The following is a 22,056-nucleotide window of genomic DNA, read 5'->3' as shown; positions in this document are numbered from 1 at the left end:
TATTTTTAGCCTCTGTCAATATGGACGCGCATGCGTCCGGCCAGATCCTGAATATACTGCCAGGCGACGCGGCCGGACCGCGCGCCACGCGTCGTTGCCCATTCCAGCGCCTCTGCATGCATCTTGTCGCGCTCGAGGGCGAGTTTGAAGTAATCGGCATAGCCGTCGATCATGCCGAGATAATCTTCCTGGCTGCATTTGTGGAAGCCGAGCCAGAGACCGAAGCGATCGGAAAGCGAAACCTTCTCCTCGACGGCTTCCGACGGATTGATCGCCGTCGACTGCTCGTTTTCCATCATGTGGCGCGGCAGCAGATGGCGCCGATTTGACGTCGCATAGAAGAGCACATTGTCCGGTCGCCCTTCGACGCCGCCGTCGAGTGCCGCCTTCAGCGACTTGTAGGCGGTGTCGTCGTGATCGAAGGAGAGATCGTCGCAGAAGACGATGACGCGGTAGGGTGTGTCCTTCAAGAGATCGAGCAGGGTGGGGAGGCTGGCGATATCCTCGCGATGGACTTCGACCAGCTTCAGCGCGACGCCGCTTTCGCGCCTGACATCCTCATGCACGGCCTTAACAAGCGAGGATTTGCCCATGCCGCGTGCGCCCCAGAGCAGCACGTTGTTGGCGGCATAACCCTCGGAGAACCGCACCGTATTCTCATGCAGGATATCGCGCACATGATCGACGCCGCGGATGAGCTTCAGCGCCACCCGGTTCGGCTTGTTCACAGGCTGCAGGTGCTGGCGAGACGGCGCCCAGACGAAACAGTCGGCCGCATCCCAATCGTTGACGGCCGGCGGCGGCCCGGCGAGGCGCTGGACGGCATCGGCGAGCCGTTTCAGTTCGGCAAGCAGGGCGGTGTTGATTTCCTCGGTCATCGCAAGCTCCTGATTTCTTGCTGCGGCAATCCACTTTATCTTTCGATGCGGGGTAGCATGGCGTTTTGCCGGCGGAAAGGTTATGAGGCAGCGGAATCGGTACTGTTTCGGGCTGTTTCTGTTGCATTCATCGAAGCGGTAATTATAGTCCGGCAACCTGAAAATAAGGCGGAGTTCCGCCGCCAAGCCTGAGGAGTTTAGCATGTTCATCACCCCGGCATTCGCCCAGAGCGCGACCGACACCGCAACCGGTTTCGGCGGTTCCGGTTTCGAAATGATCATCCTGTTCGTGCCGCTGATGGTCGTCTGGTACTTCCTGCTGATCCGCCCGCAGCGCGCACAGGCCAAGAAGCGTGAGGAAACCCTGAAGGCGATCCGTCGCGGCGACCAGGTCGTCACCGGCGGCGGCCTCGTCGGCAAGGTCACCAAAGTCATCGACGACAAGGAAGTCGAAGTCGAGATCGCCGATGGCGTTCGTGTGCGCATCGTCCGCAGCGGTATTTCGGATGTGCGCGTCAAGGGTGAACCCGTCAAGGCCGACGCAGCGTAACAAGCGATAACGGCAGCACCGCCGGATCGGAAGATCGTCGAGAGAATGTTGCATTTTTCCCGCTGGAAAACACTTCTGATCTGGTTGGCCGCGTTTGCGGCCATCATCATCGCTGCGCCCAATCTGCTGAGCGAAGCGCAGCGTTCCTCTCTGCCAGGCTGGCTGCGGCACGACCGCGTGACGCTCGGTCTCGATCTGCAGGGCGGTTCGCATATCGTTCTGAAGGTCGAGCGTTCCGATATCGTCAAGGACCGCTTGGAAGAAGTGGTCGCCAATGTGCGCAACGCGCTGCGCGGCGCCGGCATCCGCTATACCGGGCTGACCGGCAACGACCAGACCGTCACCGTCCGGATCACCGATCCGGCTGAGACGCAGAAGGCGGTCGATCTTCTGAAGCCTTTGACGACGGCCGGCGGACGTTCCGGGCCTGACATCGCGCTGCAGCAGGGCGAAGAGGGACAACTGTCGCTGCAGATTTCCGACGCCGGCATCACCTCCGACGTCGCCTCCGCCCGAACGCGGTCACTCGATATCGTCAGCCGCCGAATCGCTGGCTTCGGCTATGAAAATTTCCTCGTTCGCCCCGATGATGCCGATCGGATCGTCGTGCAGGTGCTGGGATCGGTTGATGCGGAGCGGCTGAAGAACCTCTTGAACCAGACGGCCAAGCTTTCCTTTCATCTGATCGACGCAAGCATGTCGGGGCAGGAGGCGCTGAACGGCCGCTGGCCGGCGACATCGCAGGTGCTCTATTCGCTTGACGATCCGCCGGTCCCCTATCTTGTCGACCGCACGGCTTTCGCCAACGCCAGCAACATGGTCGATATCGAGCCGGTCGTCGATCCGCAGACCCAGGATACATCGATTGCCTACCGCCTCGATGCCGAAGGCACGCGGCGGCTGGCTGAGGTGACGGGGCAGAATATCGGCAAGCACCTTGCCATCGTCTTCGACGACCAGGTGATGTCGGCGCCAAGCATCGATGCGGCGATCACCGGCGGCGAGGGCGCGATTTCGGCGAATTTCTCCGAGGATGGCGTCCGCGACCTCGCGATCATGCTGCGCGCCGGCGCCTTGCCGGCGACGCTGACGAGCGTCGAGGAGCGCAGCGTCAGTCCGAGATTCGGCGCCGACTCCATCTTCTCCGGCCTCGTTGCCGGCCTCGTCGCCGTCGTGCTGGTCGCAGCACTGATGATCGTGCTCTACCGCATTCTCGGCGTTATCGCCGTCGTCTCGCTCGTCTTCAACCTGATCTTCATTATCGCAGTGCTCAGCCTTGCCGGCGCGACCCTCACCTTGCCCGGCATTGCCGGCATCGTGCTCATCGTCGGCATGGCGGTCGATTCCAACGTTCTGATCTACGAGCGTATCCGTGAAGAGGAGAGAACCGCCCACTCCTTTGCAGACGCCGTCAGCCGCGGTTTTCAGCGCGCCTTTGCAACCATCGTCGATGCCAATGTCACGATTTTCATCGCCGCCATCATCCTCTTTTTCCTCGGCAGCGAATCCATCCGCGGTTTCGCGGTGACGCTGGCGGTCGGCATTCTGGCGACCGTCTTCACGGCTTTCACGCTGACGCGTTCGATCGTTGCCATCTGGCTGAAAGGGCGCCATCCCCGGCATCTGCCGAAGAGCGTTCTGACCCATCTTTTCGAACACGCCAATATCCGTTTCATGGGGATCCGGCGTTACGTTTTTACCGCCTCGGCGATCATCTCGTTGATCGCCATGGCCGCCTTTGCCACCGCCGGCCTGCGTCTCGGCATTGATTTCACCGGCGGCTCGCTCATCGAGGTGACGGCGAAGCAAGGCAATGCCGACCTCGCCGATCTTGAATCACGCCTCAACGATCTCAATCTCGGTGAGATCAGCGTCCAGCGTACCGGCGGCCCGTCGAATGCGCGGATCCGCATCGCCTCCCAGGGCGGCGGCGAGAATGCCGAGCAGTCGGCGGCGACGCTGGTGCGCGGCGAACTCCAGGAGGATTATGATTTTCGCCGCGTCGAGGTCGTCGGCCCCGCGATCTCCGGCGAATTGACGATGATGGCGACGCTCGGCGTGCTGGCAGCGTTGGCGGCGATCCTGATCTACATCTGGATCCGCTTCGAATGGCAGTTTGCGGTCGGCGCCATCATTGCCACGCTGCACGACGTCATCATCATGCTCGGTCTCTTCGTGCTGACCGGCATGGAATTCAACCTGACGAGCGTCGCCGCCTTGCTGACCGTTGTCGGTTATTCCCTGAATGACACGGTCGTGGTCTATGACCGAATGCGCGAGAATCTGAAGCGATACAAGAAGATGCCGCTGCCGATCCTGATCGATGCGTCGATCAACCAGACGCTGTCGCGCACCATACTGACCGCGGCGACGACGCTGCTCGCCTTGCTCGCGCTCTATCTTTTCGGAGGGGAGGTTATCCGCTCCTTCACCTTTACGATGCTCTTCGCCGTCGCTCTCGGCACCTTCTCTTCGATCTATATCGCCGCTCCTGTCCTGATCGTCTTCCGGCTGCGGCCGGCGAGCCCCGACGAGGAAGAGAGCAACAAGACGGATGCTGGTATAAAATCCGGCACGGTGGTTTGAAAACATGGCAAAAGGCATAGAAATCCGCGCCGCGCATTTTCCCGGGCGCGCGCCGATCGATACTTACGGCAATGGCGGTTTCCGTTTTGCCGACATGTCGCATCGCGGCTCGATCCTTTGCCTGCCCTCCGGCATTCACGGCTGGGACATGGACATGTCGAAACCGCTGTCACCGGAAAATTTCCGGCGGGTGCTTGATGAGGCTGATGATATCGAGGTTCTGCTCGTCGGGACCGGAACCGAGCTTCGCCGCCTGCCGGAAGAATTGAAGCAGGCGCTGAAATCGCGCGGCATCGCCTCCGATCCGATGAGCACGGGCGCAGCGGTACGCACTTTCAATATCATGCTGGCCGAGCAGCGCGCCGTCGCCGCGGCACTGATCGCGGTCTGACCAATGGCTGAAGCGAAAACTGCGACGAACCAGGAGATCTGCCTGGCGATGCTGCGCGACAGCGATCGTGATCGCTACCTTGCCTGCCTGCTGTCGCCGGATGACAAGCGCGGCGCGCTTGCCGCTCTGTACACCTTCAACGCCGAGCTTGCCCGCATTCGTGATCTCGTGCACGAGCCGCTGCCCGGCGAGGTCAGGCTGCAATATTGGCGCGATCTGCTGGAAGGCAGCGCCCATGGTTCAACGGCTGCCAATCCCGTCGCCGCCGCACTTCTGACGGCGGTCGAAACGCACCGCCTGCCGCGCAAGACGCTGATCGACATGATCGAGGCCCGGACCTTCGACCTCTACGACGATCCGATGGAAACGCGTCTGTCGCTCGAAGGTTATGCCGGGGAGACGGCATCGGCCCTCATTCAGCTCGCAAGCCTCGTGCTGTCGCCCGAGGAAGCCGCACGATCCGCCGATGCCGCCGGCCATGCCGGTGTGGCCCAGGCGGTCGCCGGCCTGTTGCTGCTAATGCCGCTGCATCGCCGCCGCGGCCAGGTCTATATTCCGCTGCAGATCCTGTCCGCCACCGGTCTTAACCGTGATGCCTTCCTTGCCGGCGAAGACAGGCCGCGCATCTCCGCCGCCATCGAGGCCTTTGCCGGCCTCGGTCGCGAACATCTGGCAAAGGCGAGGGCGGCAGGGCCGATCACGCCCAGGGTCTTTCCGGCCTTCCTGCCGGCGACGCTTGCCGAACCGGTGCTTCTCAGGGCGCAGAAGCTCGGCGCCGTCCTGTTCGACCGGACGCTGCAGCCGCCGCAATGGCGCCGCCAGCTCAGCATGGCGCTCTCGGCGAGCCGGAAAAAAATCTGACGCGGGTCAAACTCGCGCAAGTCTCGCGCGTTACAAGGCTTGAACCGCTACCCTTTCGAACGGAGACTCGGCGTGGGCATTATCGTCTGGTGCGTTCTTTTCGCCATCGTCATTTTCTTTGCCTTCGTGGCAACGCGTTTGGCCGCGCAGAACAAGGAAGACGGCCTGCATGACACGGGCCTCGCCATCATTGAATTCGGCCGCGCCTTTCCGAACGAGGCGATCCGCCAGTTGCAGGCGACGGAGAACGGCCAGGCGATCTTCGTGCGCCTGCATGACAATAAGGCGGGCTTCATGCGCAACATGTCGCGCCACTTCGCCTGCCATCTGATCGAGCCGGGCCGCGTGCGCGTGGTCAGCTCGCAAACGGGCAGGGGCCTGGTGATCGATTTCCTCGATGCGCCTCACCAAAACGGCGATTTCGAATTCGCTTCCGCCAAGGAGTCCTCGGAAGTCGCGCTCTGGCTGCTCGGCAATTATATCGCCGAGCCGGATAAGGATCTGCCGTCCAACCATATTTCGGCGGCGAACAAGCACTAAACCGCCAATCAGGCGCTGTCGGCAAGCGGGGAATTCTGGCCGAGCCAGGCGGCGCAGTCGGCAAGCGCGCGGCGCGCGATCAATTGCCGCTTCATGATCGTCTTATCCTTGCCGCGGAAGCGCTTGACGCCCTCGGGCTTGACGATCGAACCGGGCTGAAGCTCCGGAAACAGCCCAAAATTGATGTTCATCGGCTGGAACGAGCGTTTGCCCGGCTCCTCGTCGGTGACGATATGCCCGCCGGTGATATGGCCGAGCAGCGAGCCGAGCGCCGTCGTTGCCGGCGGCAGCGAGATCGCCTCGCCCTTGCGTTCGGCGGCGGCGAAGCGGCCGGCCATCAGCCCGACGCTGGCGCTTTCGACATAACCCTCGCAGCCGGTGATCTGGCCGGCGAAACGCAGGCCGGGCCGCGATTTCAAAGTCAGCGACGGGGTAAGCAGGGTGGGGGAATTGATATAGGTGTTGCGGTGTAGGCCGCCGAGGCGGGCGAACTCCGCATTTTCCAGACCTGGGATCATCCGGAAGATTTCCGCCTGCGCCCCATATTTCAGCTTGGTCTGGAAGCCGACCATATTGTAGAGCGTGCCGAGCGCATTGTCCTGGCGCAGCTGTACGACGGCATAGGCCTTGACCGTCGGATTATGCGCGTTCGTCAGCCCCATCGGCTTCATCGGACCGTGGCGCAGCGTCTCGCGGCCGCGTTCGGCCATCACCTCGATCGGCAGGCAGCCGTCGAAATAAGGCGTGCCTTCCCATTCCTTGAAACCCACCGTGTCGCCTGATATCAGCGCGTCGACGAAGGCATTGTACTGCGCTTCGTCCATCGGGCAATTGATGTAATCCTTGCCGGTGCCGCCGGGGCCGACCTTGTCGTAGCGCGACTGATACCAGCAGATATCCATGTCGATGCTCTCGCGGTAGACGATCGGCGCGATGGCGTCGAAGAAGGCGAGCGAATCCTCTCCCGTCTCCGCCTGGATGGCGCTGGCAAGCGACGGCGCCGTCAGCGGTCCGGTGGCGACGATGGCAAGATCCCAGTCGTTCGGCGGCAGGCCGGTGATCTCTTCGCGCACGACGGTGATCAGCGGGTGGTCATCGATCGCCCGGGTCACCGCCTCGGAGAAGCCATCGCGATCGACGGCGAGTGCGCCGCCGGCCGGCACTTGGTGCCGATCCGCCGTGGCCATGATCAGCGAGCCGGCCATGCGCATCTCGGCATGGATGACGCCGACGGCATTGCTGGTCGCGTCGTCGGAACGGAAGGAATTGGAGCAGACCAGTTCGGCAAGACCGTCGGTCTTATGGGCATCCGTACCGCGCACCCCGCGCATTTCATGCAGGATGACGGGAACGCCGGAACTGGCGATTTGCCAGGCGGCTTCCGAACCGGCGAGCCCGCCGCCGACGACGTGGATAGGGGAATAGGAGGAGATCGTGTTCATTCCGGGCTGATATCATGTCGGCAGGTGCGATCCAACACCTCGGAATCAAAAACGGCGCCTGAGGGCGCCGTCTTGGAAGCATCGCGCTAGCGGCCCGCTATTAGCGGAACGAGCGGGATGCGATATTGCGGATGTCGTAGCGGCTGACGCCGATATCGGACAGGGTCTGGTTCGAAAGGCCGCCCAGTTCGTTGAGCGTACGGCGGTAGCTGAGCCAGCTTTTTGCAATGCGGATCGGGTTCATTGTCTTTTTCCTCAAACAAATGTCCGCTGGATGGCGGGATCGCCTATCTCTCTGCGGTTGATGTTTATATAGGCGATATCAGTGCTTTTGTGCAGTGCAAATAAAAGGCGTCTGCTATGCAATTGTGCAATGTGATGCATGCCAATTAAGCGATGGATATTTTTTGAGCGGGCTAAGGAAGCGGGTAATGCCGTGCAACCGACGCGGCAGTGCCTAGCGACAAAGAAAACGCCCGCTGTGGGTACAGCGGGCGTTTCGATCGAGGACGAACGGCTTGGGAGGAAGCAGCGATCGCCTTGAATTAGCGGGAGGAAGCCTCACGGGCGACGCGATGGATGTCCGAACGATCGATGCCGAGGTCGTGCAATTCGCGGTTGCTCATGCGGCCGAGTTCAGTGATGGTCTGACGGTACTTGCGCCAGTTATTGAAAGAGCGAGAGAAGTTCATGTTAAGCCCCTTTCTGAGGGTTTGATCTGCCAGCAGCCACTGATCGGCGCTGACCTCTATTTGATGACCGGAATATATGTTGCGGCGCGAAAGAGGAAAACAGCCAAGTTTTCAGATCACCTATGCGAATTGTGCAACGCTCACAGGGTGTTTGACTAGGACTCGCCGCTTTTTGGTCAACGATTAGGCAGAATGGTTCTCAGGAAGGCAATCTGGTTTGGCGCCCTGCACAGTTGCCCGTGCTCCAAGACGCTGCTCCCTCCATGGTGCCGCCTGCGTCCACCGTAAAGAGGCGTTTCGCGTCGGATCGAAGGCCGCCCATTTATGGGCAGCCTCGGTGGGGCCGGTGAGGCGGCAGGCTCGCACGACGGGGCCAAATCCCCGAAATCCTGAGAGCGCTAAATGTTTTGATTGCATTTTTGCTCAATAAAACGCCCGCCGGGGGAGGATCCGGCGGGCGCATTATGGTGACTGGCAACTGGGAGGAGGAGGGTTGCCAGCCTTATCGCAGTGCGCTTGGGAGGAGGAGCGCGCGGCTGCGAATCTCGTCGCGGACATCCATCCGCGGGCATCCGGCAGAGCCGGGCGGGGCGCCATCCCCTGCTTCGATGACTTCTTAAATAGTATGACTAATTGGATTTCTGCAGTGCAATAAATTCATGAGGGATATGCCCTTAGCGCATACCTCTCCAGCATACCCTTACAATAGCACTAATGACGTTAGCGGCCGGTTAATACTCGCCCCAATTTAGACCAATGAGGAATTTGTATATTTGTCGTGAGGACGTTTATAACGACGGAAGCGCAGCGCTGGAATGAGCGTCGCGAAAATAAGGGGTGGGAGCATGTATCGCGGCAGATTGGAGCGGGATCTCTCGCTCTGGGTGGGCAAAGGCCTGTTGGGCCAGGAAACGGCGACCACGCTTCTCGCCGAATATGACGGTCGCCCGGCAAGCTTCAGCCTCGGCAGGGTGCTGATGGCGCTGGCAGCGGTGCTGCTTGCATCAGCCATCCTGCTGGTCGTCGCCTCCAACTGGGAGGCCATCCCACGCCTTGTCCGCGTCGGCGTTATCCTGGGGCTGATCTGGGTGGTGCACATCGCCGCCGCGTTGATGCTTGGCCGCGGTGCGACAGCGGCCGCAGGCGGCTTGCTGGTCATCGGCGCCATGAGTTTCGGCGGCGCCATATCGCTGGTTGGGCAGATGTATCATCTCTCCGGCGACGAGCAGACGGTGATGTATCTTTGGTTCGCCATCGCGACCATCTCGGCAATCCTGTTCCGTTCGGGCGCAGTGACCGTCGTCGCCGGCTTCCTCTCCTGGGCGTCCTTTGCCGTCTACCTCCAGAATTACGACACGCACTGGGTCGGCCTCGATCCCTGGATGGCGCCCGTCATGGCGGCGATCACAATCGCCCTGGTGCGCTATACCGACGCCGAGCGGGCCCGCCATCTCGCCTATCTGCTTTTGATCGGCTGGCTCGCCTGGCTCTATACTCTATATGAGGAGATCGCCGTTGCGCTCGCCTTCGCCGTCGGCGGCATGGCGGCCGTCGTCCTGGCGGCGTTGCCGCTCCCGCGCATCGCTTCCCTGGTCAGGACCGCCGGTGCTGCCCCGGCCTTCTACAGCTTCCTCGTCGCGGCAATCGGTTTCCTGCTGCTGCATATCGAAATCGAGGACGGTTGGCGGCTGGTGGTGCTTGGAGTGGCGACGCTTGCCGCGTCCGTGCTGGCGATCGCCCTGCATGGCAGGGACAACGGTGCGGTGCGTTATCTCGCCTACATGAGTTTTGCCGCCGAAATGCTTTATCTCGCCTCCGTCACGGTCGGCTCGATTCTCGGCACGTCGAGCCTGTTCCTGTTCTCCGGTCTGGTGGTGGCGCTGGTTGCCTGGCTCGTCATCCGTCTCGAACGGCGGTTTTCGGCGAATGCACAGGGGGAGCGCGCATGAACTCGCTCCTGGCAAGGCTGCAATCCGGCAGAGGCTATGTGCTTTCGGCAATCATCGTCGCCGGCCTTCAGACCGTGATCCTCGGCACGATCATCCAGAGCCGCGCGTCGATCCTCAATAGCGGTGCCGAGGTGCTGCTGAAGACGGCGCCCGTCGATCCGCGTGATTTCCTTCGCGGCGATTATGTCGTCTTGAACTACGACATTTCCTCGGTGCCGGTGCAGACGGTCTCAGGCGGCATTCCGGCGGAGCCCGGCGAGCGCACGTTATGGGTTCGGTTGAAGAAGCAGGAGGACGGTTTCTGGACGGTGATCGAATCGTCCTTTCACGGGCTGCCGCCGCTGCCGGAGACCGTGATCCTGCGCAGCCAGCCATTCTATAGTGGCGGACTTGCCGCCGGCGACAGCATCCGCGTCGAATACGGCATCGAGCGCTATTACGTTCCCGAAGGCGAGGGAAAGCCGATCGAGGAGGCCCGAAACGGCGGCAATGTCGCCATATCAGTACGCGTCTCGCCTGATGGAAGCGCGCAGATTCGCGGTCTTCTCGTCGACAACAAGCCGGTTTACGACGAGCCGCTCTATTGATCCGGCGGCACTTCGGGAGAGGGCGGTTTGCGGGCCGCAAATCCCTGTCATTTGCCGTTCATTTTTCCTTTGCCTCGACCAAATCGGGTGATATAGAGACGCCGCGCTCCGGAAGGCCTCATGCGCAGGCATAGGCATGCGGTTTTGTGAACGCGGGTATGGTGAAATTGGTAGACACGCCAGATTTAGGTTCTGGTGCCGCAAGGCGTGGGAGTTCAAGTCTCTCTACCCGCACCAAGCTGTTTGCAGCGGGAGACGGAGATAGTGGTCCCGAATACCCGGAAGCGAGCGCCGTTCCCCTTTGGGCGGAATGGCAGGAATTGGGAAAAGCCACGCGCGGCACGCTGCCGGCGTCGTGCTCATCGAAACGAACGGCGTCTGGGCACGGCCGCCAGGACATGAAGGTAGGAAGACATGCAGGTTATCGAAACGCTCGCTGAAGGGCTGAAGCGCGAAATCAAGGTCGTTATCCCGGCCAAGGACATGCAGGACAAGATGAATGAGCGTCTTGCCGATGTGAAGGACAAGGTCCGCATCAACGGCTTCCGTCCGGGCAAGGTACCCCCTGCTCACTTGAAGAAGGTCTACGGCAAGTCGATCATGGCCGAACTCGTCAACGAGATCGTCCGCGAGCAGCCGGCCGCCATCCTGTCCAGCCGCGGCGAGAAGTCGGCCACGCAGCCGGAAATCGCCATGACCGAGGACAAGGACGAAGCCGACAAGATCCTCGCCGCCGAGAAGGATTTCGAATTCACGCTCTCTTATGAAGTGCTGCCGCCGATCGAACTGAAGTCGGTCAAGGGCATCAAGGTCACGCGCGAAGTCATCGATATTTCGGACGACGAAGTCAACGAGCAGGTTCTCAAGGTCGCCGAAAGCGCCCGCGCATATGAGACCAAGACCGGCAAGTCCGCCAACGGCGACCGCATCACCATGGATTACGTCGGCAAGGTCGACGGCGAAGCCTTCGAAGGCGGCACCGACCAGGGCGCCGAACTGGTGCTCGGCTCCGGCCGCTTCATTCCTGGCTTCGAAGACCAGCTCGTCGGCGTCAAGGCCGGCGATGAAAAGACCATCACCGTGACCTTCCCGGCCGACTATCCGGCCAAGAACCTTGCCGGCAAGGAAGCCACCTTCGACGTGTCCGTCAAGGAGGTTGCAGCCCCCGGCGCCGTCGAGATCAACGACGAACTCGCCTCCAAGCTCGGCATCGAATCTGCCGACCGCCTGAAGGAAATCGTTCGCGGCCAGATCGAATCGCAGTACGGCTCGCTGACCCGCCAGAAGCTGAAGCGCCAGATCCTCGACCAGCTCGACGAGATGTACAAGTTCGAGACCCCGAACTCGCTGGTCGATGCCGAATATAACGGCATCTGGAGCCAGGTGAACAACGACCTCGCCCAGTCCGGCAAGACCTTCGAGGACGAAGACACGACCGAAGACAAGGCACGTGAGGAATACAAGACGCTCGCCGAGCGTCGTGTCCGCCTCGGCCTCGTTCTCTCCGAAATCGGCGAAAAGGCCGGCGTCGAAGTCAGCGAAGACGAAATGCAGCGCGCCATCTACGATCAGCTGCGCCAGTATCCGGGCCAGGAAAAGCAGATCCTCGAATTCTTCCGCAGCCAGCCGGGCGCCGCCGCTTCGATCCGCGCGCCGATCTTCGAAGAGAAGGTCATCGATCACCTGCTGACCGAAATCGACGTCACCGACAAGAAGGTGACCAAGGAAGAGCTGCTCGCCGAGGAAGAAGGCGAGGCGAAGGCTGAAACCAAGAAGGCCGCCCCGAAGAAGAAGGCTGCCGCCAAGGCCGAAGCTGCCGACGCCGGCGAAGGCGAAGAAGCCGCTCCGAAGAAGAAGGCTGCTCCTAAGAAGAAGGCAGCTGACGAAAGCGCCGAATAATCGCTTTTCAGTTCTGAAGTTTGGAAGGCCCCGCCATCGTGCGGGGCCTTTTTGTTTTTCGGCTCATCCGGACGGGCTACTCGACGCCCTCTTCATCATGGTGTTATCTTCGCCAGCAGCAACAGATAGTTGAAATAAGTATAAACCGATGCAGATCTTGCTGGTGCATGTCGCCCGGGGATGACGACATGCATAAAACAACGAGCTTTGGGTAGTGGGAGGACCTGAAAATGACTGCAAAGAAAGACATGAAGACGCTGGTCGAGGAAATCTATTCTGTGCGCGACCGTGGCGATATCGAGGGTACGCTTGCGCTGATCGGCGACGGTTGCACCTTTCGCATGGTCGGCAATGCACGGCTGGCGCCTCTGACGACTGAAACGAGCGGGCATGACTTTCGCCAAACGATAACGCAGCTTATCGCAGCATGGGATCTATCCAAGATCAGGACGACCGGTATCTATGTGGACGAGGATGAGCAGATGGTCTTCGCCCATCGTGAAGGGGAGGTCAGGCACGTTCCATCGGGCGTGAGCTTCAATACGGAATTCGTCGACAAGATCCATTTTCAGGATGGCAAACCGGTCAAGATCGTCGAATTCGTCGACACGCTGCAAGTGGCGGAGACGAGCCGGATGATCCAATTCGCGTAAGCGGCAACCGAAATCGGAGCCGCCAAAGCGCGTCGCATCGAACGTGATTCCTGCGACGCGCTTCAGCGCGAATTGCAACTCAATGCCGTGTGAGTTCCGCGACTTTCCTGACGTGGCTCACGGCTGCGGTTCCGCCTGATGTCTTGGTGAAGAGGCTGAGTGTCTCTTCCTCATCATCGGCGACGGGCGTTAAGGCCTGATCCATATAGGTCTTCGACTTCGCTTCCCTTGAAATCAGGAATGCCGAAATCGTCAGGCCGATGATCGTGCCGGCAAGCGAAGCGTGTTTTCTGAAGGTTTCCCAGGCAAAGCGCGGCCAGAAGACCAGCGGATTTTCCCGCGGCAGTTCCGGGCGCCGCTCCGACGGCGTCTTCAGGCGCAGCAGGCCGCTTTGCAGCGGATGCACGTTTTCCAGCGGCACGGTGGTCGCGAAGGAGACGAGAACCTTGACGAGCCTTGCGAGCGGTACTCCGGTCGCCACAGCGCGGCGCAACAGCGTCTTCATGTGATCAGGCGAATAATAGAGCGCCCAGGCCTCGTGGTAGATGTCTTCCCATTCCTGCTTGCTCATCTTCGGATGCGCGGTGCAGACGTGCTCGACATCGTAGATGTTGAGATCGCCATCCATCTCGACACCCTTCTTCCACAGCACCTGATGGTCCTCGGAGCCGGGCAGCGGCGTCAGGATGAAGAATTCGATGACGTCGAGCGGCAGCTCTTCCTGGATGATCGCGATGTCGCGGCGGATCGATTCCGGCGTGTCGGCCGGGAAGCCCAGGATATAACCGGCGAGCGTCATGATCCCCTGCGCCTTCCAGGCGAGCAGCATCTTGCGGTATTCGGTGATCTTGTTCTGGTTCTTCTTGGCGGCGGTCAGATTGTCCGGATTGACGTTTTCGAGGCCGATGAAGACACGGGTGACGCCGGCGCGCCGGGATTTCTCGATGAAATTCGGGATCTTGTGGCAGAGCGTGTCGACCTGGATCATCAGGCCGAGCGGAATGCCGTCCCGCTCCTTCAGCTCGATCAGCCGGTCGAAGATCGCTTCCCAATCCTTGTTGCGGGCAAAATTGTCGTCGGTGATGAAGAATTTGTGGATGCCCTGCGCCCAGTTCATCCGCACCAGCTTTTCGACGTCGTCGGCCGAGCGGAAACGCGACTTGCGCCCCTGGACGTTGATGATGGTGCAGAACGAGCACTGGTAGGGACAGCCGCGTCCGGCATCGAAGCTGGTGCTGAGCCCGAGCGTTCGCTGGATATTGTCCTTCGGCAGGAAGGGAACCGGCGTGCCGCCGATGCCGGGAAGGTCGTTCATGAAATTGTAGAGCGGCTTCAGCTCGCCGCCAGCGGCGTCGCGCAGCACCATCTCCAGCCGGCCCTCGGCCTCGCCGGCAAACATCGAGATGCCCATGTCGCGGCAGGCGTCGAGCCAAACCGCCTTGCCGTCCAGCATCGACAGGCAGCCCGAAACATGGAAGCCGCCGATCGAAACCGGCAGGCCGGCATCGCGAAACGGCCGGGCGATATCGAGGGCACGCGGATACTGGTTGGTCTGGACGCCGACAAGCGCGATCATGCCGAAATTGTCGTGGCGCTTGAACTGGGCGAGCAATCCGGCGAAGTCGATCCGCGTATTGGTCTCGTCGATCACGGTGATGTCGATCGCGGTATCGGGGCCGAGCACTTTGCGCTCGGCGCATTCGGCGGCGATGCCATAGAGAGCCGCGAGCGAATTGGAAGGAATCATCGCCCGCCACCAGCGGATGACATAGCCGTCGTCGTCATAATGCGACGGCTTGATCAGAATCAGCTGAAAACGTCGGCGCGCAGCTTCCAAGACATGGGACAAGAGTATCTATCTTTCTTCAGAAGCTTTTGCCGGAGGCAAAATGGAGTTGAAAGCACATATCATGCATGGCGTATCAATGCGACTTATGAGGGTTCAAACCAAGACGTAAAACACGGCGCTGCGCGCAAAACGTTTCGCGCAGCGTATCATTCCTCAATATACTACCCGATATCGAGCAGCAATGCGCGGTGGTCGGACACCTCCGGCGTCTCGACCACCTCGAATTTGGCAACGCTGACCCCTGGTGTGACCAGCATATAGTCGGCAAAGCGCCCCGGCTTCAGATAGTAGGAGGTTCGCGTGTCTACAAGGCCATTGCCGGTGACGAGCTCGCAAAGCCCGAGTCGGGTGAGAATCGCAAAGGTGGCGCTGTCAGCCAAAACGTTGAAATCACCGCAGACAACGAGGCCTTCATTGCCGGGCCAGATGCGCTCGACAAGCTTGACCAGTGCCGCGGCCTGCTCTTGGCGGGCCGCCGTGTCGTCCTTGCCGGCGGGATCGCGCAGGCCATGCATATGGGCGATGGTAACGGCAGAAGCCTGTTCATGGCTGAAGACGCGGATGCAATGGGCGTTGCGCGGCCGCGGGTGTTCACCCCAGCCATCGGCCGAAAAACCGCCATGCACGAAGTCCAGCCCCTGGGCGATGACCGAATGTGATTTGCGCACGAAGGTCGCCAGCCCGAATTCGGCGGCAATGGCGCTATCGCCGTTAAACAGCTCGCCTCTCGATGTCGGGCAGAAGAAGCCGTCGTGGCCGGGCAGGGCGGCGCTGATCTCGGCAAACAGATTGGCGCGCTGCGGCAGTTCCAGCCCCGCATCCCGATAGATTGACCATCCCCCATCCGCGCCCGGCGCCCGCAGCACTTCCTGCAGGCACAAAACATCCGCATCGGCCTGCCTGACATAATCGATCAGGGCCTCGTGCAGCCTGCCGCCCCAGGCGTTCAGCGAAATGATGCGCAATGTCGTTCGGCTCCGTTTTGGGCGGCCGGATTGAGACGACGGTTCTGCCGTCTGTGATTCGCCCTTAGAGTTCAGACTTGATGTCGCCCATCCGGTTCCAGGCGTCGAGGCCGGCGATCTTGTAGGCTTCGGCAAGCGTCGGATAGTTGAAGGTGTTTTCGACAAAATATTCGACCGTGCCTTTGAGATTGAGCACCGCCTGGCCGATATGAACCAGCTCGGTAGCGCCTTCGCCGACGATATGCACGCCGAGCAGGCGGCGTGTCTTCAGCGAGAAGATCAGCTTCAAAAGCCCGGTGTCGAGGCCCATGATATGACCGCGCGAGGTCTCGCGGAAACGGGCGATGCCGCATTCATAGGGAATACCGCGCTCCTTCATCTCCTCTTCGGTCAGGCCGCAGGTGGAAATTTCCGGCACGGCATAAATGCCGTACGGGAAATATTTCGGCGGCTCCTTGGCAACCGCGCCGATCGCGACGCGGGCGGCGATGCGGCCCTGTTCCATCGAGGTCGAGGCAAGGCTTGGAAAGCCGACGACGTCGCCGGCGGCATAGACGTTGGCAACCGATGTCTGGAAGGTTTCCGGATTGACCTTGAGGCGGCCGCGGCTGTCGGCTTCGAGGCCGATGGCCGGAAGGTTCAGCGCGTCGGTCGCCCCCATGCGACCGGCGGCGAAAAGCACCATGTCGGTGGTCAGGCGCCTGCCGCTGTCGAGCGTCAGCTCGACCTTGCCGCCGTCGAGCGTCTCCACCTTGTCAGCCTTCTGGCCGAGCAGCAGCTTCATGTTGCGGTCGCGCAGCTGGTAGGTGAAATCCTCGACGATTTCTTTGTCGATGAAGTCGAGCATCGTCGTCTTCGGGTCGATGACGGTGACGGCCGTGTCGAGCGCGCTGAAGATCGTCGCATATTCGATGCCGATGACGCCGGCGCCGATGACGACCATCGAACGCGGCAACTCCTGGATATCGAGCAATTCGTCGCTGTCGAGAACAGTCTTGCCGTCGAAGGGTATGTAATCGGGGCGGAACGGCTTTGTGCCGACGGCAAGCAGCACGCTGGCGCCGGTAACCTGGGTGATCTCGCCGTCATCCTTGATCACCTGCAGCGTCGAGGCATCGATGAAGCTCGCCTTGCCGCGAATATGCTGCACGCGGTTGCGGGCGAACTGGTGCTCGAGCACCTCGACTTCGTGGTTGAGGGTGATCAGCAGGCGGCGGCGCAGGTCGTCGGCACTGATCTCTTCCTTGACGCGGTAAGACCGGCCGTAAAAGCCGCGTTCACGCCAGCCAGAAAGATTGAGCGCGGTCTCGCGCAGCGTTTTGGAGGGGATGGTGCCGGTATGCACGGAGACGCCGCCGACGCGTTTTCCCTGCTCGATGACAAGTACTTTCTTGCCGAGTTTGGCAGCCTGGATCGCTCCGCGGCGCCCTGCGGGACCGCTGCCCACCACAACGAGATCGTACTGAAGCATTATCTGGCCCCGGATTGGAAATGGAATCATTTGCGACGCAAAAATGTCGCCCGTCTATCGGTAGCCGGTCAATGTTACAGATTGTTTTACGACCGCCGATTCGAGCCTGCCTGTGCTTTTCAGATCAGCTTCAGCCCCTTCAGGCTGACATGGCCGTCCTTGCCGATAATCACATGGTCGTGGACAGTAATATCAAGCGCCTTGGCCGCATCGATGATCACCTTCGTCATATCGATGTCTGCGCGCGACGGCGTTGGGTCGCCGGAGGGGTGGTTGTGCACCAGGATCATCGCCGTTGCCGAAAGCTCGAGCGCACGTTTGACCACCTCACGCGGATAGACCGGCGTATGGTCGACCGTGCCGCGGCCCTGCACCTCGTCGGCGATCAGTACGTTGCGCTTGTCGAGGAAGAGGATGCGGAATTGTTCGCGGGTCTCATGCGCCATGGCGGCATGACAATACTGGATGACCGACGACCATGAGGAGAGCACCTGCTTGGCTCTGAGTTCGCTTTTGAGGGTCCTGTGGGCGACGGTCGAGATCAGCTTCAGGTCGAGCGCCACGGCCTCACCGACACCTTTTACCTCCGTCAGCAGCGCCGCCGGCGCGCCGAAGACGCCGGAGAGCGAGCCGAAGCGTTCGATCAGCGCTTTGGCGATCGGCTTGGTATCGCGCCGCGGGATCAGACGAAAAAGCAGGAGTTCGAGGATTTCATAGTCGGCAAGGGCGATGTCGCCCTGTTCGCGGAAGCGGTCACGCAGTCGCTCGCGATGGCCATGATAATGCTCCTGAGCGGCGAGCGAGGCGGGCAGGGCGCTCTTGGCATTCGGCCCGGCCGGTTTTTGCGGCTGTCCGCCGAAGAACGAGCGTTCGTCGGCGGCAATGGGCTCCTGCGTTGCGAAAGGCAGCTCGTCGTCGGAAGATGTCGAAACAGGGCCCTTCGCCATCGGATTGTCAGCCGTTATGCGACGGCAGACCGGGGCGGTCGAGTCCGCCTGGCGACAGGGTGAAGATCTCGCAGCCGTCGGAGGTGACGCCAACGGTGTGTTCGTACTGCGCCGAGAGCGACCGGTCGCGGGTCACCGCCGTCCAGCCGTCGGCCAATACCTTCACATGCGGCCGGCCGAGATTGATCATCGGCTCGATGGTGAAGATCATGCCTTCGCGCAGCTCCGGCCCCTCGTTGGCGCGGCCGTAATGCAGAATGTTCGGCGAATCGTGGAACAGCCGGCCGACGCCGTGGCCGCAGAAATCGCGCACCACCGAGCAGCGTTCGGCCTCGGCAAAGGTCTGGATCGCCTCGCCGATCGCGCCGGTGCGGGCGCCGGGCCTGACGGCGGAAATGCCGCGCATCAGCGATTCATAGGTAACCTCGAGCAGTCGCTCGGCGGCGCGCTTGATCGTTCCCACCGGATACATCCGGCTGGAATCGCCGTGCCAGCCGTCGAGCACGAAAGTGACGTCGATATTGACGATATCGCCTTCGCGCAGCGGCTTGTCGTTTGGAATGCCGTGGCAGACGACGTGGTTGATCGAGGTGCAGGTCGATTTGGTGTAGCCGCGATAGTTCAGCGTCGCAGGGTGGGCGCCGTGATCCATGCCGAAATCGAAGACGAACCGGTCAATGTCATCGGTTACCAGCCCCGGCTTGACGATATCGGCCAGCGCATCGAGGCAGCGCGCCGTCAGCTGGCACGCCCTGCGCATGCCCTCGAATGCTTGTGCGTCATAAAGCCGAATGGCGCCCGTATTCTTCGAGGGCGCGGAAGAGGCTTCGATATAGTTCACCATTGCAGGGCCTTAGTGGAGAATATTAGAATTGTTCATAATGCAGCTATGCCGGGTTCGTCCATCGCGATCAACCGCCCGGACGAGATTTCTGAGCCGATCCGATCGGCCCGGCATGCAGTCCTCCACACCCCTGCGGGGTCCAATCATCTGTAGCGGATGAAATATCCACAATCTTCCCAAGAGGATAGGATTGATTGCAGGAAACCTCCCCGCTACTCACCGATTGGTGACAGCGGGAAAGGGGCGTTCGTGCTTGATGAAGCGGTAAAACTTGAAAGTTTGCCTGAGGCCGGCGGCGAGCCGGAACGGCGCGTGCGCGATCGCGGCGCCACCGAGCGCGCCATCCTTGCCGCCGCCAAGGGATTGCTGGCCGAGGAAGGTTTCCAGAATTTCGGCATCAATGCGGTTGCCCGCCGTGCCGGTTGCGACAAGCAGCTGATCTACCGTTATTATGGCGGTCTCGACGGTCTGGTCGAGGCGATCGGCGCCGATCTCGGCACATGGGTGAAGGATCGCATTCCTGAGGACACCGGCGGCATGTTCCTGCTCACCTATGGCGACCTGATGGAGCGGCTGTCGCTTCTCCTCCTCGACGCCTTGAGGAACGATCCGCTGATGCGCCGCATCCTCGCCTGGGAGATATCTGAGAACACCGAGCAGGTGAGGCGGCTCTCCGAAGCGCGTTCGAAGGCGCTCGCGCTCTGGCTGGAGCGCATGCGCGGCTCGCTGGCGCCGCCGAAGGGTGTGGATGCGGCGGCCGTCAATGCCGTCATCATCGCCGCGATCCAGCATCTCGTGCTTGCCGCAGCAAGCGGCGGGCAGTGCGCCGGTCTGTCGCTGAAGACATCAAAGGATTGGGAGAAGACGGCGACGGCGCTGAAGCGCATCGTGCGCGGCGTCTACGGCTGATACCTCACTCATCCACAGGGAGCGGCTGCTGCATTAACCTTAATGAATGGTTTACGTTGCCTGGCCGCAGTTAACCCGACAGTGTGGCGGTCAGCAGAGATGGAATGAGTGAGAGTCTCCGAGTTGACATCCATGGGACCCAAGATCGGCAGAGCCACGTTTTTCGTAACGGCGATGATGTTTTTCGCAGTTCTGGCGCTGGATATCGCAATTCCCACCCTGGTGCTTTGCATCATGGCATTGTCGACCTGGTTGGTCTCCCTCGATCTGCCCGTAACGCGCAAGCAAGGAGGAGAAGCCGCATGAAGTGGTTTCTGATCTTCTGGGCCGGCCCCATCGTCTTTCTCGGCGGATGGTACTGGCTCTCCTATTACGACATGAATTTCGGCATCTTCATGCTGTCGCGGCAGGTTCATGACTTGACGTTCCAGCTGTACGGCGAGGCGCTCGGTATTCCGCCGGAGACCATTCCGCCGCTGGTTGCCCGTGCGATCGCGGTGGATAGCCTCATCGTCTTCGCCATCCTCGGCTTCAGAAAGCGCAAGTCGATCATCGCCTGGTGGACGGCGCGTCAGGCGCTGAATTCGTCTCCTGCCGATCTTGCCAGCAAGGAAAGCCTGTCGAGCGCGCCCTGAAGGATGAAGCTTGCCGCGGCCGAATCGATCCGTTCGGCGCGCTTGGCGCGCGAGACGTCCATCTCGAGCAGCGTCCGTTCGGCGGCCACCGTCGAAAGCCGTTCGTCCCAATAGACGAAGGGCAGCGCGGTCTTCTGCTCCATGTTGCGCACGAAGGCGCGCGTCGCCTGTACCCGGGGACCCGCCGATCCATCCATATTCATCGGCAAGCCGATCACGAAGCCTGCGACCTTTTCCGCTATCGCAAAATCCATGAGCGCCTGCGCATCGATGGTGAATTTGATGCGCCGGATTACCGGGCGGGTGTGGCGAAGCGCCGCCCGAGATCCGACATCGAAAGCCCGATCGTCTTGGTGCCGAGATCGAGGCCGGCAATTGCCTGCCGCGGGGCAAGCGTCTCGGCCATTTCCTCGATCGTCAGCACCGTCATCGCCATTTCATCCCGTCAAAAGAAATTGAAGTCGCCGCCGCTTTTCTTTGCGGCCGCATGAGATATGTCCATAGAGCATGATGCCGAAAAGTGTGAGCGGTTTTCGGTCGACATCATGCTCCAATTCTTTGATTGAGATGCGGATTCAGAATTTGGGGCAGATCCTGCCTGAAGTCATCCGGATCTCCCCAAACTGGTTTTTGCATCACATAATAAAGGAGAGATTTCATGAAGATCACCTGGCTCGGCCATTCCGCCTTCCGCATCGAGACCGGAAAGGCGACGATCCTGCTCGATTCGTTCCTCAGCCATAACGCTTCCTTTTCCGGCCAGGATATCAAGGATGTCTCTTCAGGCGTTACCCATATCCTGCTGACTCATGGCCATGGCGACCATGTCGGCGATACCGTGGCGCTTGCCAAGGAAACCGGCGCCGTCGTTCTCGCCAATGCCGATCTCGCCGCCTGGCTCGGCTCCAAGGGCGTCGGCAAGATCGAGATGGGCAATACCGGCGGCACGATCGCGCTCGGCAGTTTCTCGGCGACCTTCACCAATGCGCTGCACTCCTCTGCCCAGATCACCGAAGACGGTGTTTCGCATGCGCTCGGCAATGCCAACGGCCTGATGCTGCATTTCGATGATGAAGCCTCGATCCTCGCCATGGGCGACACCGACATCTTCGCCGACATGGCGCTGATCAATGAATTGCACCAGCCCGATATAGGCCTCGTGCCGATCGGCGACCGCTTCACCATGGGCGGCGCCGTGGCAGCCCTTGCCTGCCGGCGCTATTTCAACTTCAAGACCGCGATCCCCTGCCATTACGGCACCTTCCCGATCATCGAGCAGACGGCCGATAAATTCGTTGCCGGCATGGAGGGATCGAAGACGGAAGTGAAGGCGCTGAAGCCCGCGGAGAGCCTGTCGATCTGACGAAATCCCGTTGCACCGGGCGGACATGGCCTTTATAGCGGGTAG

Annotated in this window: 22 protein-coding genes, 1 tRNA gene and 1 pseudogene; 14 read left to right on the top strand and 10 right to left on the bottom strand. The window is 60.9% G+C overall.

From position 1 onward, the window contains the following. Positions 1-5 precede the first annotated feature (5 nt). Positions 6-878 (bottom strand): ATP-binding protein, encoded by an 873-nt coding sequence (locus tag FFM81_RS11895; RefSeq protein ID WP_003573536.1) that lies wholly within the window; start codon positions 876-878, stop codon positions 6-8. Between the two features lie 202 nt (positions 879-1,080). Between FFM81_RS11895 and yajC the strand changes: the two genes are divergently transcribed. The 5 genes from yajC (at position 1,081) to FFM81_RS11870 (ending at position 5,806) form a co-directional block, all read left to right on the top strand. Then, positions 1,081-1,428, top strand: a complete 348-nt coding sequence (gene yajC, locus FFM81_RS11890) for a preprotein translocase subunit YajC (RefSeq protein WP_003573534.1) — start codon at positions 1,081-1,083, stop codon at positions 1,426-1,428. Between the two features lie 45 nt (positions 1,429-1,473). Then, on the top strand, positions 1,474-4,014 hold the full coding sequence (gene secDF / locus FFM81_RS11885) for a protein translocase subunit SecDF (RefSeq protein ID WP_138384347.1): 2,541 nt from the start codon (positions 1,474-1,476) through the stop codon (positions 4,012-4,014). Between the two features lie 4 nt (positions 4,015-4,018). Beyond that, positions 4,019-4,405 (top strand): Mth938-like domain-containing protein, encoded by a 387-nt coding sequence (locus tag FFM81_RS11880; protein WP_003573530.1) that lies wholly within the window; start codon positions 4,019-4,021, stop codon positions 4,403-4,405. A 3-nt stretch (positions 4,406-4,408) separates the two neighbouring features. Continuing rightward, on the top strand, positions 4,409-5,266 hold the full coding sequence (locus tag FFM81_RS11875) for a phytoene/squalene synthase family protein (RefSeq protein ID WP_003573529.1): 858 nt from the start codon (positions 4,409-4,411) through the stop codon (positions 5,264-5,266). A gap of 72 nt (positions 5,267-5,338) precedes the next feature. Further along, positions 5,339-5,806 (top strand): hypothetical protein, encoded by a 468-nt coding sequence (locus FFM81_RS11870; RefSeq protein WP_003573528.1) that lies wholly within the window; start codon positions 5,339-5,341, stop codon positions 5,804-5,806. Positions 5,807-5,814: 8 nt separating this feature from the next. Here FFM81_RS11870 and trmFO read toward each other — a convergent pair whose 3' ends face one another. The 3 genes from trmFO to FFM81_RS11855 all read right to left on the bottom strand — a co-directional run bounded on the left by trmFO (position 5,815) and on the right by FFM81_RS11855 (position 7,940). Then, positions 5,815-7,248: a methylenetetrahydrofolate--tRNA-(uracil(54)-C(5))-methyltransferase (FADH(2)-oxidizing) TrmFO gene (gene trmFO, locus FFM81_RS11865; protein ID WP_003573526.1), complete on the bottom strand. Its 1,434-nt coding sequence runs from the start codon at positions 7,246-7,248 to the stop codon at positions 5,815-5,817. 100 nt (positions 7,249-7,348) lie between these two features. Then, positions 7,349-7,492: a DUF1127 domain-containing protein gene (locus tag FFM81_RS11860; protein WP_003573524.1), complete on the bottom strand. Its 144-nt coding sequence runs from the start codon at positions 7,490-7,492 to the stop codon at positions 7,349-7,351. 301 nt (positions 7,493-7,793) lie between these two features. Then, the gene (locus FFM81_RS11855) at positions 7,794-7,940 is read right to left on the bottom strand and encodes a DUF1127 domain-containing protein (RefSeq protein ID WP_003573522.1); all 147 of its coding nucleotides are present in this window, start codon (positions 7,938-7,940) and stop codon (positions 7,794-7,796) included. An 845-nt stretch (positions 7,941-8,785) separates the two neighbouring features. On the opposite strand from FFM81_RS11855, the gene FFM81_RS11850 reads away from it, so the two are divergent. From FFM81_RS11850 to FFM81_RS11830, 5 genes are all read left to right on the top strand, one after another. Next, on the top strand, positions 8,786-9,889 hold the full coding sequence (locus FFM81_RS11850; protein ID WP_003573520.1) for a DUF2157 domain-containing protein: 1,104 nt from the start codon (positions 8,786-8,788) through the stop codon (positions 9,887-9,889). Next, positions 9,886-10,476 (top strand): GDYXXLXY domain-containing protein, encoded by a 591-nt coding sequence (locus tag FFM81_RS11845; protein WP_003573519.1) that lies wholly within the window; start codon positions 9,886-9,888, stop codon positions 10,474-10,476. The genes FFM81_RS11850 and FFM81_RS11845 overlap by 4 nt, the downstream gene beginning before the upstream one ends. A 152-nt stretch (positions 10,477-10,628) precedes the next feature. Beyond that, a tRNA-Leu gene (locus tag FFM81_RS11840) sits at positions 10,629-10,713 on the top strand. A 177-nt stretch (positions 10,714-10,890) separates the two neighbouring features. Next, the gene (tig, locus tag FFM81_RS11835) at positions 10,891-12,375 is read left to right on the top strand and encodes a trigger factor (protein WP_138384346.1); all 1,485 of its coding nucleotides are present in this window, start codon (positions 10,891-10,893) and stop codon (positions 12,373-12,375) included. 230 nt (positions 12,376-12,605) lie between these two features. Next, entirely contained in the window at positions 12,606-13,028 is a 423-nt protein-coding gene (locus tag FFM81_RS11830) for a nuclear transport factor 2 family protein (RefSeq protein ID WP_003573515.1), read from the top strand. Positions 13,029-13,107: 79 nt separating this feature from the next. On the opposite strand, the gene FFM81_RS11825 is transcribed toward FFM81_RS11830, so the two are convergent. The 5 genes from FFM81_RS11825 to map all read right to left on the bottom strand — a co-directional run bounded on the left by FFM81_RS11825 (position 13,108) and on the right by map (position 19,104). Continuing rightward, positions 13,108-14,877 carry a B12-binding domain-containing radical SAM protein gene (locus FFM81_RS11825; protein WP_138384345.1) on the bottom strand — a complete coding sequence of 590 codons (1,770 nt, stop codon included), beginning with the start codon at positions 14,875-14,877 and terminating at the stop codon, positions 13,108-13,110. Positions 14,878-15,038: 161 nt separating this feature from the next. Further along, entirely contained in the window at positions 15,039-15,842 is an 804-nt protein-coding gene (locus FFM81_RS11820; protein ID WP_138384344.1) for an endonuclease/exonuclease/phosphatase family protein, read from the bottom strand. A 64-nt stretch (positions 15,843-15,906) separates the two neighbouring features. Beyond that, a complete protein-coding gene (sthA, locus tag FFM81_RS11815) occupies positions 15,907-17,313 on the bottom strand; it encodes a Si-specific NAD(P)(+) transhydrogenase (protein WP_003573508.1) in 1,407 nt (468 codons plus the stop codon). 119 nt (positions 17,314-17,432) lie between these two features. After that, positions 17,433-18,260 (bottom strand): RadC family protein, encoded by an 828-nt coding sequence (radC, locus tag FFM81_RS11810; protein ID WP_025416073.1) that lies wholly within the window; start codon positions 18,258-18,260, stop codon positions 17,433-17,435. Positions 18,261-18,267: 7 nt separating this feature from the next. After that, positions 18,268-19,104: a type I methionyl aminopeptidase gene (map, locus tag FFM81_RS11805; RefSeq protein ID WP_003573504.1), complete on the bottom strand. Its 837-nt coding sequence runs from the start codon at positions 19,102-19,104 to the stop codon at positions 18,268-18,270. Positions 19,105-19,353: 249 nt separating this feature from the next. Here map and FFM81_RS11800 point away from each other — a divergent pair, with 249 nt between their 5' ends. The 3 genes from FFM81_RS11800 to FFM81_RS11790 all read left to right on the top strand — a co-directional run bounded on the left by FFM81_RS11800 (position 19,354) and on the right by FFM81_RS11790 (position 20,648). Continuing rightward, a complete protein-coding gene (locus FFM81_RS11800; protein WP_003573502.1) occupies positions 19,354-20,013 on the top strand; it encodes a TetR/AcrR family transcriptional regulator in 660 nt (219 codons plus the stop codon). A gap of 132 nt (positions 20,014-20,145) precedes the next feature. Further along, entirely contained in the window at positions 20,146-20,319 is a 174-nt protein-coding gene (locus FFM81_RS11795) for a hypothetical protein (protein WP_003573500.1), read from the top strand. After that, a complete protein-coding gene (locus tag FFM81_RS11790; protein ID WP_003573498.1) occupies positions 20,316-20,648 on the top strand; it encodes a DUF6105 family protein in 333 nt (110 codons plus the stop codon). Before FFM81_RS11795 ends, FFM81_RS11790 begins: the two co-directional genes overlap by 4 nt. Here FFM81_RS11790 and ruvX read toward each other — a convergent pair. Beyond that, positions 20,585-21,078: pseudogene (ruvX, locus tag FFM81_RS11785) on the bottom strand (Holliday junction resolvase RuvX). The gene FFM81_RS11790 and the pseudogene ruvX sit on opposite strands and share 64 nt — an antisense overlap. Positions 21,079-21,306: 228 nt before the next feature. On the opposite strand from ruvX, the gene FFM81_RS11780 reads away from it, so the two are divergent. After that, positions 21,307-22,011, top strand: coding sequence for a metal-dependent hydrolase (locus FFM81_RS11780; RefSeq protein WP_138384343.1), 705 nt, complete (start codon positions 21,307-21,309; stop codon positions 22,009-22,011). Positions 22,012-22,056: the final 45 nt, after the last annotated feature.

The sequence above is a fragment of the Rhizobium hidalgonense genome (assembly GCF_005862185.2).
GTDB classification, from domain to species: domain Bacteria; phylum Pseudomonadota; class Alphaproteobacteria; order Rhizobiales; family Rhizobiaceae; genus Rhizobium; species Rhizobium hidalgonense.
The sequence above is the reverse complement of the archived record's forward strand: the minus strand, read 5'-3'. Positions and strand labels throughout refer to the sequence as shown.